A 12,504-nucleotide genomic window follows, 5' to 3' on the forward strand; every position below is an offset into this window, starting at 1 on the left:
GGTCTCAGCGGGCGAGTCGGCGGGCCTCTACGGCAGTGGCCGCGGCGGCGACGGCCCCGACGACGGGGACGGCCAGCGGCAGTACGAGTGCGCCTGAGAGAACGACGACGGCCATCCCGCAGACGAGCAGGAGGGAGCCGGCCGGGTCGCGGACCGTGCGGCGGCCCGCGGCGGCGAGGAGGGTCCGCCAGCTGCCGCCGGGCTCCCACGACGCGGCGGCGCGTAGGACCGCGACCAGGTAGCCGATCAGGGCGAGGATGCCGACGGCGCCCACGAAGGGGCCGCCGGGCAGCCCGGCCCGTACGGCCGACAGATCCAGCCACAGCAGGGCTCCGGCGGCCCACACGGATACGCCGACGAGCCATCCGCGGCGGGCGGCGGCGCGTGCGTCGGTGACGAATTCCCCGAGGCCGCCCTGCTCGCCCGCCAGATGGCGGCGCAGGTGCCGGGTCCCCGCGGCGAAGGCCGCGGGGAACGTGAGGAGCGGCAGGGCGGCGACGGCGATCCATACGCCGGTGAGCAGGCATTCGGAGAACAGGCCGAAGCGGTCCATGAATCGCGACCGGCGTTCCGCGGTGCGGGTCTTCGTCGTCACGGCTGCCTCAGCCCTTCAGGCCGGAGGTGGCCATGCCGTCGATCAGATAGCGCTGGAAGGCGAGGAAGAAGGCCAGTACGGGCAGCAGGGCAACCAGTGACATGGCGATCATGCCGCCGTAGTCGGCCACGGCGTCCTGGTCGATGAACATCTTCAGCCCCATGGAGACGGTGTACTTGTCCGGCTCGTTGAGATAGAGCAGGGGCCCCATGAAGTCGTTCCAGGCGTTGATGAAGGTGAAGATGGCGCTGGTGATGAGCGCGGGACGGCAGAGCGGCATGACGATGGACCAGTAGATCCTCAGGTGCCCGCAGCCGTCGAGCCGCGCCGCCTCGTCGAGCTCCTTGGGCAGGCCACGCATGAACTGCACCATCAGGAAGACGAAGAAGGCGTCGGTGGCGAGGTACTTGCCGATGAGCAGCGGCGTGAAGGTGTTGATCAGTTCCAGCTTCTGGAACAGCACGTACTGCGGAATGATCAGCACGTGGTACGGCAGGAGCAGGGTGCCGATCATGATGGTGAACATGACGTTGCGGCCGGCGAAGCGGACCTTCGCGAAGGCGTAGGCCGTCAGCGAACAGGACAGCACGACACCGATGACCGAACCGACCGCGATGTAGGCGGAGTTCAGGAAGAACGTCGAGATGGGGATGTCGGCGATGCCCTCGGTGAGCCGGGTGTAGTTGTCCGTGATGGGATCGGTCGGGAACAGGTCGAGGGCGCCGATGATGTCCGCGCTGGGCTTGAACGAGGCGCCGATCGTCCACACCACCGGGTAGAGGACCACGGCGAGGATGACCAGTGCACCGAGGTGCCAGGCGAATGCGCCGGGTCCCCGGCGCCGTACGGCTGCGTATCGGAGACTCATCGGCCGCCCTCCTCGTAGTGCACCCAGCGCTTCTGGGACCAGAACAGCACGGCGGTGACGAGGCCGACCGCGACGAGCAGCAGCCACCCCATGGCGGAGGCGAACCCCATCCGGCTGTTCACGAAGCCCTGTTCGTACAGGTAGCAGGTGTAGACGAGCGTCGCGTCGGCCGGTCCGCAGCTGCCGTTGCTGACGATGTAGGCGGAGCCGAAGATCTGGAAGGAGTGGATGGTCTCCAGCAGGACGTTGAAGAACAGCACCGGCGAGATCATCGGCAGGGTGATGTGGAAGAACCTGCGCCAGGGGCCGGCCCCGTCCACCTCCGCCGCCTCGTACAGTTCGCGCGGGACCTGCTTGAGACCGGCCAGGAAGATGACCATCGGGGCGCCGAACTGCCAGACGGTGAGGGCGATCAGCGCGTAGATGATCATCCCGGGGTCGCCGATCCAGCCGCCAGCCTCGACGCCGAACACCTTCTGCGTACGGTCGACGAGGGCGTCGTCCGAGAACAGCGCGCGCCAGACGATGGCCGCCGACACGCTCGCGCCGATCAGGGACGGGGCGTAGAAGGCCGCCCGGTAGAAGGACTGGCCCCACCGCTTCTGCGCGAGCAGCATCGCGACGGCGAGTGCGGCGGCCAGTTTGACCGGGGTGCCGATCAGTACGTACCAGGAGGTGACCTTGACCGACTGGCGCCAGCGGGGGTCGGCGAACATGTCGGTGAAGTTCTGCAGGCCGATCCAGCGCGGGGCTTCGAACAGGTTGTACTCGGTGAACGAGAGGTACAGCGAGAACACCATGGGCCCGGCGATCAGGAACAGGAAGCCCGCGATCCAGGGCGACATGAACAGGTAGCCGGCCAGGTTCTCGCGGCTGCCGGCCCGCCCGGGGCCGTCAGGCGGCACGTCTCCCACGGGACCGGTCCGCTTCTCCGCGGACCGGTCGTCCCCGGGCGCGAGTGCGCCCGAGGAGGTCTGGATGTGAGTCACCGCGGTCCCTCTCAGTTCGAGGCGAGGGCGGTCTTGGCCTCGGAGAAGAACTGCTTCACGGAGTCCTTCGGTGAGGCCTTGCCCAGCGAGAGGTCGGCGGAGATGCGCAGGAAGGCCGCCTCGATCACGTCGGCGCCCGCCGGGTGCGGTGTGATGGGCTCCAGGATGCCCGCGCCGGCGATCGCGGACTCGTACGCGGCAATCGCCTTGCTGGGGGCGTCGGCGGGCTGGTAGGCCTCGAACTGGGCGGTGGTGGCGGGCACGCCGCGGTCGTACCCCATGATCCTGGCGACCGCGGGCTCGTGGGTCATGAAGCCGATGAAGGTGGCCACCTCGGCCGGGTGCTTGGTGCGCGCCGTGCCGCTGAGCATCAGCGAACCCAGGTACTGGCCGGTCTTCTTGCCGTCGGTGCTGGGGATGGGCGCGAGGCCGTAGCTGCTCTTACCCTCGGCGCTGTAGCGGACGGAGAAGTTGTCCCAGGTGAACTCACCGCCGGAGAGTCCCTTGGCGGTCGCGGAGGCCGGCTTGACCTGTTCTACCTTCTTGGGGTCGGCGTAGACGCCGGACTTGACCCGCGCCAGGGCCTCGGTCCAGTACGGCAGCAGCTCGGTCTCGCCGAAGCCCATGCCGTCCTCGGTGAAGAAGGCCTTGCCGTTCTGGCGGAGTATCAGGTCGTACAGGTACATCACGCCGTGCGGTCCGGCGTCACCGGCGAGATTCTGGCCGTTCTTGATCTTCTGCAGGCCCGCGTACCAGTCGTCCCAGGTCCAGCCGATCTCGGGAGCGATGCCGGCCTTCTCGTAGACCCTCTCGTCGATGACGAGGGCCATCGAGTTGCTGCCGACCGGCACGCCGAGGAGCTTGCCGTCGACCTCGGCGAACTTCTCCAACCCGGAACGGAAGCCGTCGAGGCTGAGGTTGCCCTTCTCCACCTGGGGGTGGAGGTCGAGGAGGACGTTCTTCGCCTCGTACTTGCGCAGGAATGTCACGGCGTTCTGGATGACGTCCGGGGGGTTGCCGCCGGCCGCCTGCGTGTTGAACTTCTTCCAGAAGTCCGGGTACTGCTGGAAGTCCGTCTTCACCTTGATCTTCGGGTGCTTCTTCTCGAAGAGTGCGACGCACTGCTGGACCTTCTTCGCCCGGTCGTCGGCGCCCCACCAGGAGTGCCGGATGGTGACCGTGCCCCCGGAACTGCCGCTTCCGCCCGAACCGCAACCGGCTGCGGTCAGTCCGAGACCGGCCGCCGAGAGGCCGGCCAGCTTCAGCATCTGCCGCCGGTCCATGCCGTTGTTCCGAGACATCTCTCGCCCCCACCATCGCATTGAATCGTTTTAGAAAGCGCTTGCTGGGTCAAGGTAGGGAGCGGCACCCGGCTCGTCAACGGTTCGGGCGAAAATCGGCGGAACGCCCGGCCCGCCGAACAACTGCGGCGGAACGCCCGGCCCGCCGAACACCTGCACGCAAAAACGCCGATGGCCCGGAAGCTTCGAGTGAAGCTTCCGGGCCATCGGTACGGGGTGGGCGATACTGGGTTCGAACCAGTGACCTCTTCGGTGTGAACGAAGCGCTCTCCCACTGAGCTAATCGCCCCGGCGCACCGCAAACATTACCCCATGTCAGCAGTGCCTCCGGACCATCAACGGGTCACTGCTCGATCTTCCACGGCATGGTGATCCCGAACTTCCAGACGTAGATCCCGACCAGTACGGCGATGATCACGAGCCCCACCGCGGTGAGGATGATGTTGCGCCGCCGCACCTTGGGATCGAGGGCGCGCTGGGCGGCCTCGGTGACCTTGCGCCGGGTCCAGCGCAGGACGAGCTGCGCCCACACGAACTCGGTCGCCCAGATCGCCATGCCCCCGAAGATGACCAGCCACCCGGGGCCGGGCAGCGGCAGCATCACGATGCCGGCTCCGACCACCGCGAGACCGACGACGAAAATGCCGACCTGCCAGCTCACATGCAACAGCCGCGAGGCCTTGATGAACCCGGGCGCCCGCGAGCCCAGCTCCCTCTCGGCCTTCGCCGCATCCCCCGTCGCGGACTCCGCGGCCGGCCGTGAGGCGACCTCGCTCCGCTCGTCACTCTCCGCATTCATGAGCCCCAACCTACCCGAACGGTGTCGGTCACTGGAATGGACGCATCACCCAAAGTTACACACCGCCCCACAACACGCCCGAAGCATCACAAATAGGTCAGAGGGGTTTACAACACCACCGTAGGTGGCATGTCGATTTCGCCGACGTGCGAATCCCCGAGCGCACACTGAGCGAAAGGCCCTGGCGCTTATGAACACCACGGTCAGCTGCGAGCTGCACCTGCGCCTCGTTGTGTCGAGCGAGTCCTCACTGCCTGTACCCGCGGGCCTGCGGTATGACACGGCCGATCCCTATGCCGTGCACGCCACCTTCCACACCGGAGCGGAGGAGACGGTCGAGTGGGTTTTCGCCCGTGACCTCCTTGCCGAAGGGCTGCACCGGCCCACCGGCACCGGAGACGTCCGTGTCTGGCCATCTCGTAGTCACGGCCAGGGCGTCGTCTGCATCGCACTGAGTTCCCCGGAGGGAGAAGCCCTGCTAGAGGCTCCTGCGAGGGCCCTGGAGTCGTTCCTGAAGAGGACCGACGCCGCGGTTCCGCCGGGCACCGAGCATCGTCACTTCGATCTCGATACGGAGCTCTCACACATCCTGGCCGAGAGCTGAACCAGGCCGAGAGCTGCGGGACGCCGTCCGACTCGGGGAGACGGCGTCGCGCGGACAACCTCATACGGCAGACACCGGCGCCGTCGCCGCGGAACCCACCGCGGCGACGGCGTCGGCGCGCGCCGGGGGCGCGGGCCCTTCCCACCGCCGGCCCCGGGACCGACAGTCACGGTCCCGCCCCCTGTGACCCCACGTGCCCCACCCACCCCACAAGTACCCAAGCGACTCACGAGTGACCGTCGAGTGACCACCAGAGCCGCCAGGCGGCCGTCACGCGCTCCAGCGGCACGCCCGACCGGCAAAGGCCCTCCCGCTCGCCCGTAAGCCCCTACCGGGCCCGTGGCGCCTTCGCCGAGCCAGTAGAGTCACCCGGCATCGGCGGGCACCCGCCCGCCGGAGGCCAGGGAGCGAAGCGTGCTGATCCCACACGACACCCGGATCGCCCTCGACACGGTGGTCGATCTGGTGAACACCGCGCCGGAGAGCGAGCCGGCCGACGGACTCCCCGACGTCGATGCGCTCTACGACTTCGCGGAACGCCATCTCATCAGCGGCGTGGGCGAGCTTGGCGAGAAGGACCTGCGCGCCGTACGGGACGTGCGGAGCTCATTCGCGCAGGTGTTCGCGGCGCCCGACGCCCGCACGGCCGCCGATCTCGTCAACCGGCTGGTGGCCGCCGCGGGCACCACCCCACAGCTCACGAACCACGACGGCTACGACTGGCATGTCCACTACTTCGCGCCGGACGCCTCCGTCTCGGACCATCTCGCGGCCGACTGCGGAATGGCCCTGGCCTTCATCGTCGTGGCGGGCGAACAGGAGCGGCTGCGCCGCTGCGAGGCGCCGGACTGCCGGCGCGCGTTCGTCGATCTGTCCCGCAACCGCTCGCGTCGCTACTGCTCCAGCCGCACCTGCGGTAATCGGCTCCATGTCGCCGCGTACCGGGCACGCCGCAGGGAAGCGGCGCGCTGACGGTCGCCGCACGCGCCCGACGGACCCCTGCAGGGTGGCGGGCGATGCGGCGGTCCCGGAGGCCGGTGCCCGCTCACAGCAGAAAAAGATCATGCAGCGCGGCCATCAGCAGGAGACCGCCGATCACCGTAAGGAAGATCATCAGGGGTGGCTGGGACAGCGCGAAGAGGCAGCCACGGGGCTCTTCGGCGGGGGGTGCGGGGGCCTCGCCCCGGTATGTGTCCACCATCTCGAGGCGATCATGACGCAGAGACACCCCCGTTGGCGATCAACACGCCTTTTCGCACGGGGAGTTCACCCTCCGTGGACGTCGCGGATTCGCTCCGGCGTCCGATCCTCCGTCACACATTCGCACCCACCGCCCACGACCCGTGGATCCCGCTCCGGGCACGGTCCGCGGGTCAGCGGGGAGCGGCGCTGGAGGCGCGTACGACGAGCTCCGGCTGGAGCACCACACTGCGGTGCCGGTGGCTGCCGTCCCCGTCGTCCGCCTCCTCGAGAAGGAGCTCCGCCGCCATCCTGCCCATGAGCACGGCGGGCTGCCTGACCGAGGTCAGCGGCACGGCGGCCGCCGCGGCGAACTCGATGTCGTCGTAACCGACGATGGCGACGTCCTGCGGCACCCGGACGCCCGCCGCGTAGAGCGACTGAAGGACACCGAGGGCAAGCAGGTCGTTGGCGCAGAAGACGGCGGTCGGGCGCGGTACGAGACCGAGCAGCCGTGCCCCGGCGTCCCGGCCAGCCGCCACGTCCAGGCGGTCGGACGGGATCTCGATGAGGGCTTCGGGGCCGAATCCGGCCTCGGCGAGGGCGGAGAGGGCACCCTCTCGGCGGTCCCTGATCTGGTGCAGGTCGCCGGGACCGCTGACGTAGGCGACGGAGCGGTGCCCCGCCGAGACGAGGTGCCCGACGGCAAGCCTGCCGCCGCGTACGTCGTCGACGGAGACGGCGCAGGTCTCGGCACCCGGGGCGACCCGGTCCACGAGCACGTACGGAATCCGGTGGCGGCCGAACGCCTCGAGGTTGCCGCCGGTGGCGTCGGCCGGGGTGACGAGCACCCCGCAGACGCGCTGTTCGGCGAAGAGCCCGAGGTATTCGGCCTCCTCCTCGGGGCTCTGGCCGCTGTTGCACACCATCACGCCGAGGCCGGCGGCCCGGGCCGCGCGTTCCGCGCCGCGGGCGATGTCGACGAAGAAGGGGTTGCCCATGTCGAGGACGAGCAGGGCCATGATCCGGCTGCGGCCTGCCCTGAGCTGCCTGGCCGACTCACTGCGTACGTAACCGAGCTCCTCGATCGCCGCCAGCACCCGGGCCCGGGTGTCCGGAAGCACCGCCTCGGGGCGGTTGATCACGTTGGAGACGGTGCCCACCGAGACTCCGGCCTGCCGGGCCACATCCTTGATCCCTGCCACACGCCCCACTTGCCCTGCCCCACTGATGCGTCCGGCCGCCGCGCACCGGCGCAGCGTATCCCTGTCCCGCCGACGACATCCGGCATGATCCGCCGGCCCGTCGCGCCTGCCTTGCGGCCCAGGAATGAATTGTTTCAATCCGTTCGGGACGCTAGCTCCATCCCCGGGTACCGTCAAGATCGGATCGAAGCAACCCCGAATATACCGATGCGTGAAGCGGAGGCGAGCGGCTCGCGCACGAGTCAGCGCATGAATCGATTCATATGACAGCCATTCTCACAGCGCCCCGCAGCGCCCGCCGGCCTCGTCAGATGCCGTGCTTCTTCAGGATCGCCTCGATGTCGCTGAAGTCCTCACCGGGCGCGGCGGCCTGCTGCGGCTTCTTCTTCGGCTGCGGACCGGCCGTCGTGTTCGCGGACGTCAGTGAGGGGGTCGAAGCTGCCGGGGAGACGGCGCCACCCTGCGACGCTGCCCGCGCGGCCTTGCGTTCCTTGCGGGTGGAGCCACCACGGCGCTCCACGGCCCGTGTGGTCATGAAGAGGAGCCACGCCAGCGCGAGCAGCCCGAAGCCGAGCCAGACACTGGGCTTGAACACGATGTCGGACAACCACTCCACGACACCGGTCATCACGAGGCCGACAGGCACCAGCGAGTAGGCGGCGATCCGGGTCGCCGCGAGGAATCGCTTGCGGTACGCGGTGAGCGCGGCGATGCCCAGGCCCGCCGCCGACACCGCGGAACAGATGGTCTCGGCAAGCATCGGTGCCTCCAGCACATCGGGAAACGTCCCTTCCATCCTGCACCGGTCACGGCTCCGGGGCCACGGTCCCCGGCCACATCAGGGACATTTCAGGGCTGCCGTCCTCCCCAGGTCCCGATTGGGAAGCGCGGGTCCGGCCTGAAAGACTGATCCCATGAGCGATTCCACCCCCGCAGCCCCGGTCGTCCTGGACATCTGGTGCGATCTCGAGTGCCCCGACTGCCATCAGGCCCTCTCCGACGTCCGAGCCCTACGCGCCCGCTACGGCGACCGGCTGGAGATCCGGCTGCGCCACTTCCCGCTGGAGAAGCACACGTACGCGTACGCCGCGGCGCAGGCGGCCGAGGAGGCCGTCGAACAGGGCAAGGGATGGCCGTACATCGAGGCCGTACTGGCCCGCACCGCCGACCTCGCCCGTACAGGTGAGCCCGTGCTGCTCGATGTGGCACGCGAACTGGGGCTGGACGCGGAGGAGTTCGACACCGCGCTGATCGACGGCCGGCACATGCTGATCGCCGACGCGGACCAGGCCGAGGGCAAGGCCATCGGAGTCACCGGAACCCCGACGTACGTGATCGGTGACGAACGGCTGGACGGCGGCAAGAGCCAGGAGGGGCTGCGCGAGCGGATCGAGGAGATCGCCGACCGTCTGCTGGCCGACCGCGGCTGACCTCGGGTCCGCCGGGGGCGACGGGCCGCGAGGCCCGCCTACAGCGTCTTGGCCAGGTTGTACTGGGTCGGCTGGTAACCGAGCGACTCGTACAGCCGCAGCGCGGGGGTGTTGGACGCGAAGACGTGCAGGCCGAGCCTGCCGAGCCCCGAGTCGAGCGTGATGTCCTCGGCACGGTGCATCAGCGCACGGCCGTATCCGTGTCCGCGGTGCTCTCCCCGGACCTCGACATCGAAGACGTATCCGATCGCCTCGCCCTGCGGCGTCTCGTGCCGCGCCACCCACACATGGCCGATGACGTCGCCACCGTGGACGAGGACGTGGAAGTGCATGCCTTCGGTGGCCAGACCGTCCGGCAGGTTGGTGGCGTGGTCGGTCTCGGACTTCCGCCGGGCCTGCTCCTCCGGGACGCCGCGCTCGATCCAGTTCTGCGCGTACGCCTCCACGCTGGTGCTCGCCCAGTCGGCGAACTCCTGGCCGCTCATGGGACGCCCGGTGACCCCGTCCGGGAGTGCGGGTGCGGTCCGGCGGAGCTCCTTGACCATGTTCCGGCTGCGTTCGGTGTAGCCGAGCACGGCCCCGAGCCCCCGGGCGGCCCCGTTGTCCGCGGGAGCCACCAGCCGGACCTGGGTGCAGCCCCAACTGCGCAGCACCTCTTCCGCGGCGAGGGCGGCGATGGTGCCCCGGCCCCGCCTGCGGTGCGGTTCCTCGATGCGCAGGGACCGGATTATTCCGGCCGACGCGCCGAACACCGGATCGGTGGAGACGGCGACGGCACCGACGGGACGCCCGTTGTCGCACACGTCGTACGTGCGTTCCTGTGCGCCGTCGGCGCCTTGCTGGATCGGCCCGGTCGGCCGGAGGGTCGTGGTCATCAGGGGTGTTCTATCCGCTCGGTCTCGGTCCGTCACCTGTTTTTGCCGGACGGCTCAGGGATCGAGGTCGTCGCCCGCGCGCTCGTCGAAGATCCGCATCGCCTTCGCGGTCACCGGCCCCGGCGCGCCCGGCAGCCCCCGTCCGTCCACCCGGTGGACGGCCTGGATGTCCCGGAGCGTGGAGGTCAGGAAGATCTCCTCGGCCCTTTCGAGGATGTCCAGCGGCAGCTCCGTCTCCTGCGCCCCTGTCCACTCCACGGCCAGTGCGCGGGTGATCCCGGCGAGGCATCCGGAGGTGAGGGGAGGGGTGTGGATCCGGCCGTCGAGCACGACGAAGACATTGGATCCGGTGCCCTCGCAGAGCTGCCCGACCGTGTTGGGGAAGAGCGCCTCGGAGGCGCCCTGCTCGTGGGCGCGTGCGAGGGCGACGACGTTCTCGGCGTACGAGGTGGTCTTGAGCCCCGCCACCGCGCTGCGTTCGTTGCGCGTCCAGGGAACGGTGATCACGGCTGTGCTGTCGGGACGGCGGGACGTCTCGCCGAGCGCGACGACGAGGCTGGGACCCGCGTCGCCGCGGTCGGAACCGAGGGGCGAGAGGCCGCCGGTGTACGTGATCCGCAGCCGGCCGAGCGCCATGGGATTGGCCGCGATGACGGCCTCCGCGGCGCGGCGGACCTCGTCCGGGTCAGGGTCGGACAGTCCGAGGCCCCTGGCCGAGCGGGTCAGCCGGTCGAGATGCCGGGTGAGGGCGAAGGGGCGGCCCCGGTCGACCCTGACCGTCTCGAAGATGCCGTCCCCCACGGTCAGTCCGTGATCGAGCACGGACACCCGTGCGTCATCGGCGTCCCGGAGTTCACCGTTGACCCAAATCCTCATGACGCGGTCCTTCCTGTCTCCTCGTAGGCGCCCGACGCTACAACGAGCAGCCGGGACGCCTTCAGCTCGGTCTCCGCCCATTCGCGCTGGGGGTCGGATCCCCAGGTGATGCCGGCTCCGGTACCGAAGCGCAGCTCGGGTGCCGTGCCCGTGCGGTCGATCCAGAAGGTCCTTATGCCGACGGCCAGTTCCGCGGTGTCCCTGTCCGCGTCCACCCAGCCGATTCCTCCGCAGTACGGACCGCGCGGCGATGTCTCGAGGGCGTCGATGATCCGCAGCGCACTGGACTTGGGGGCACCGGTGACGGATCCGGGCGGGAACGCGGCGGTGAGCAGCTCCGGCCAGCCTGCACCGTCGGCCAGCCGGCCGCGCACGGTGGAGACGAGGTGGACGAGTCCGGGGTGCTTCTCCACCACACAAAGGTCGGGGACGCTCACGCTGCCGGTCGCGCAGACCCGGCCCAGGTCGTTGCGGACCAGGTCGACGATCATCACGTTCTCGGCGTGGTCCTTCTCCAGCAGATCGTCCTCGGTCCGCCCGGTTCCCTTGATCGGCCCGGACTCGACGGTCCGGCCCTCGCGCCTGAGGAAGAGCTCGGGGGATGCGGTGGCTATCTCGACGCCCTGGGCCGGCAGCCGGATCGTCCCCGCGTAAGGAGCGGGGTTGCCGCGGGCCAGCAGGGCGGTGAGGGCGTCCACGTCGGCGGCGGGGCCGGGCAGCGGGGCGGACAGGACCCGGCAGAGGTTGGCCTGGTAGACCTCGCCCGCCGCGATGTGTTCACGGATCCGCCGTACGCCGGCCTTGTAGGCGTCCTCGTCGAGCGACGAGGTCCAGTCCTGCGGCGCCGGTCCCCGCCAGGCCCCGGGTACGGGGAGGGGCACCTGCTCGGTCCGTACGGTGGAGAAGCGGGCGCAGACGAGACGGCCCTCGAAATCAGCTGATACGGCCCAGAAACCGGATGATTCGAGTGCCGCAGGATCGCTGGTCACATCCTGCAGGCCTGAGGCGATGAGGCCGCCGAAGCGGGCCATGGGGGCAAGGTCGTGCACTCTGGTGAGTCTAGAACGGTGCACGGTGACCTGCGGCGGGGCAGAGGCAGCGCAGCACGCTGCGCAAACGCGTTTTTGTGCTGGCCCGGGAATCCGCTAGAGTTCAACACGTCACCGGGACGCGCAAGCCGACCGGGAATGACAAGCGGACGTAGCTCAGTTGGTAGAGCGCAACCTTGCCAAGGTTGAGGTCGCCAGTTCGAACCTGGTCGTCCGCTCGCAGAAGGTGGGGGATCCTTCCCGAACCCCCGCCCCTGGTGGAGTGGCCGAGAGGCGAGGCAACGGCCTGCAAAGCCGTCTACACGGGTTCAAATCCCGTCTCCACCTCCAAGGACGATTAGCTCAGCGGGAGAGCACTTCCCTGACACGGAAGGGGTCACTGGTTCAATCCCAGTATCGTCCACCGGTCCGCAAGGACCCCCGCGCGATTAGCTCAGCGGGAGAGCGCTTCCCTGACACGGAAGAGGTCACTGGTTCAATCCCAGTATCGCGCACGCAGTACACGCAGGGTCACCCTGCGCGATTAGCTCAGCGGGAGAGCGCTTCCCTGACACGGAAGAGGTCACTGGTTCAATCCCAGTATCGCGCACCGTTCGAAGCCCCCGGTCGTCTCGACGACCGGGGGCTTCGTCGTTGTCCCGTGGGGTCAGCCGGTGAACAGCTGGGTGGCCTTGCGGGCCAGTTCGTACAGCCCGTAGCCGAACGGCACGGCGACCCAGAGCCAGACGAGGACC

14 protein-coding genes and 6 tRNA genes are annotated in these 12,504 nt (G+C 69.1%); 8 read left to right on the forward strand and 12 right to left on the reverse strand.

Translation table 11 applies throughout. The annotated features are described in order from the left end of the window. Nucleotides 1-4 precede the first annotated feature (4 nt). From ABZS61_RS03685 to ABZS61_RS03710, 6 genes are all read right to left on the reverse strand, one after another. The gene (locus ABZS61_RS03685) at nt 5-553 is read right to left on the reverse strand and encodes a hypothetical protein (protein ID WP_356416394.1); all 549 of its coding nucleotides are present in this window, start codon (nt 551-553) and stop codon (nt 5-7) included. A gap of 49 nt (nt 554-602) precedes the next feature. After that, nucleotides 603-1,463 carry a carbohydrate ABC transporter permease gene (locus tag ABZS61_RS03690; protein WP_356415548.1) on the reverse strand — a complete coding sequence of 287 codons (861 nt, stop codon included), beginning with the start codon at nt 1,461-1,463 and terminating at the stop codon, nt 603-605. Then, nucleotides 1,460-2,452, reverse strand: a complete 993-nt coding sequence (locus ABZS61_RS03695; protein WP_356415551.1) for a sugar ABC transporter permease — start codon at nt 2,450-2,452, stop codon at nt 1,460-1,462. The genes ABZS61_RS03690 and ABZS61_RS03695 overlap by 4 nt, the downstream gene beginning before the upstream one ends. An 11-nt stretch (nt 2,453-2,463) precedes the next feature. Then, entirely contained in the window at nt 2,464-3,753 is a 1,290-nt protein-coding gene (locus tag ABZS61_RS03700; RefSeq protein ID WP_356415554.1) for an extracellular solute-binding protein, read from the reverse strand. Nucleotides 3,754-3,970: 217 nt separating this feature from the next. Beyond that, a tRNA-Val gene (locus tag ABZS61_RS03705) sits at nt 3,971-4,042 on the reverse strand. A gap of 54 nt (nt 4,043-4,096) precedes the next feature. Next, nucleotides 4,097-4,552 carry a TIGR02611 family protein gene (locus ABZS61_RS03710; protein WP_356415556.1) on the reverse strand — a complete coding sequence of 152 codons (456 nt, stop codon included), beginning with the start codon at nt 4,550-4,552 and terminating at the stop codon, nt 4,097-4,099. A gap of 190 nt (nt 4,553-4,742) precedes the next feature. Between ABZS61_RS03710 and ABZS61_RS03715 the strand changes: the two genes are divergently transcribed. Together ABZS61_RS03715 and ABZS61_RS03720 are read left to right on the forward strand one after the other, a co-directional pair. After that, nucleotides 4,743-5,156, forward strand: coding sequence for an SsgA family sporulation/cell division regulator (locus ABZS61_RS03715; RefSeq protein ID WP_003959770.1), 414 nt, complete (start codon nt 4,743-4,745; stop codon nt 5,154-5,156). Between the two features lie 414 nt (nt 5,157-5,570). Beyond that, on the forward strand, nt 5,571-6,128 hold the full coding sequence (locus ABZS61_RS03720; protein WP_356415559.1) for a CGNR zinc finger domain-containing protein: 558 nt from the start codon (nt 5,571-5,573) through the stop codon (nt 6,126-6,128). A gap of 73 nt (nt 6,129-6,201) precedes the next feature. Here ABZS61_RS03720 and ABZS61_RS03725 read toward each other — a convergent pair whose 3' ends face one another. The 3 genes from ABZS61_RS03725 to ABZS61_RS03735 all read right to left on the reverse strand — a co-directional run bounded on the left by ABZS61_RS03725 (nt 6,202) and on the right by ABZS61_RS03735 (nt 8,300). After that, nucleotides 6,202-6,357 carry a hypothetical protein gene (locus ABZS61_RS03725; RefSeq protein WP_356415561.1) on the reverse strand — a complete coding sequence of 52 codons (156 nt, stop codon included), beginning with the start codon at nt 6,355-6,357 and terminating at the stop codon, nt 6,202-6,204. 172 nt (nt 6,358-6,529) lie between these two features. Next, nucleotides 6,530-7,549: a LacI family DNA-binding transcriptional regulator gene (locus tag ABZS61_RS03730; RefSeq protein WP_356415564.1), complete on the reverse strand. Its 1,020-nt coding sequence runs from the start codon at nt 7,547-7,549 to the stop codon at nt 6,530-6,532. Nucleotides 7,550-7,847: 298 nt separating this feature from the next. After that, nucleotides 7,848-8,300, reverse strand: coding sequence for a hypothetical protein (locus tag ABZS61_RS03735; protein WP_356415567.1), 453 nt, complete (start codon nt 8,298-8,300; stop codon nt 7,848-7,850). 154 nt (nt 8,301-8,454) lie between these two features. Between ABZS61_RS03735 and ABZS61_RS03740 the strand changes: the two genes are divergently transcribed. Further along, complete coding sequence (locus ABZS61_RS03740) at nt 8,455-8,970, forward strand: DsbA family protein (protein WP_356415570.1); 516 nt, start codon at nt 8,455-8,457, stop codon at nt 8,968-8,970. A 38-nt stretch (nt 8,971-9,008) separates the two neighbouring features. Here ABZS61_RS03740 and ABZS61_RS03745 read toward each other — a convergent pair whose 3' ends face one another. The 3 genes from ABZS61_RS03745 to ABZS61_RS03755 are packed head-to-tail and all read right to left on the reverse strand — an operon-like array spanning nt 9,009 to nt 11,752. After that, nucleotides 9,009-9,845, reverse strand: coding sequence for a GNAT family N-acetyltransferase (locus tag ABZS61_RS03745; protein WP_356415573.1), 837 nt, complete (start codon nt 9,843-9,845; stop codon nt 9,009-9,011). A gap of 54 nt (nt 9,846-9,899) precedes the next feature. Next, nucleotides 9,900-10,721, reverse strand: coding sequence for an aminodeoxychorismate lyase (locus ABZS61_RS03750; RefSeq protein ID WP_356415576.1), 822 nt, complete (start codon nt 10,719-10,721; stop codon nt 9,900-9,902). Further along, nucleotides 10,718-11,752 carry a chorismate-binding protein gene (locus ABZS61_RS03755; RefSeq protein WP_356416397.1) on the reverse strand — a complete coding sequence of 345 codons (1,035 nt, stop codon included), beginning with the start codon at nt 11,750-11,752 and terminating at the stop codon, nt 10,718-10,720. The genes ABZS61_RS03750 and ABZS61_RS03755 overlap by 4 nt, the downstream gene beginning before the upstream one ends. 163 nt (nt 11,753-11,915) lie before the next feature. Between ABZS61_RS03755 and ABZS61_RS03760 the strand changes: the two genes are divergently transcribed. The 5 genes from ABZS61_RS03760 to ABZS61_RS03780 all read left to right on the forward strand — a co-directional run bounded on the left by ABZS61_RS03760 (nt 11,916) and on the right by ABZS61_RS03780 (nt 12,359). Further along, a tRNA-Gly gene (locus tag ABZS61_RS03760) sits at nt 11,916-11,988 on the forward strand. A 38-nt stretch (nt 11,989-12,026) separates the two neighbouring features. After that, nucleotides 12,027-12,100 (forward strand) — tRNA-Cys (locus tag ABZS61_RS03765). A gap of 1 nt (nt 12,101) precedes the next feature. Then, nucleotides 12,102-12,173, forward strand: a tRNA-Val gene (locus ABZS61_RS03770). Nucleotides 12,174-12,192: 19 nt separating this feature from the next. Continuing rightward, a tRNA-Val gene (locus ABZS61_RS03775) sits at nt 12,193-12,264 on the forward strand. Between the two features lie 23 nt (nt 12,265-12,287). Next, nucleotides 12,288-12,359, forward strand: a tRNA-Val gene (locus tag ABZS61_RS03780). Nucleotides 12,360-12,504 lie beyond the last annotated feature (145 nt).

Origin of the sequence: Streptomyces sp. NPDC005566, assembly GCF_040605575.1 — a bacterium.
Taxonomy (GTDB): domain Bacteria; phylum Actinomycetota; class Actinomycetes; order Streptomycetales; family Streptomycetaceae; genus Streptomyces.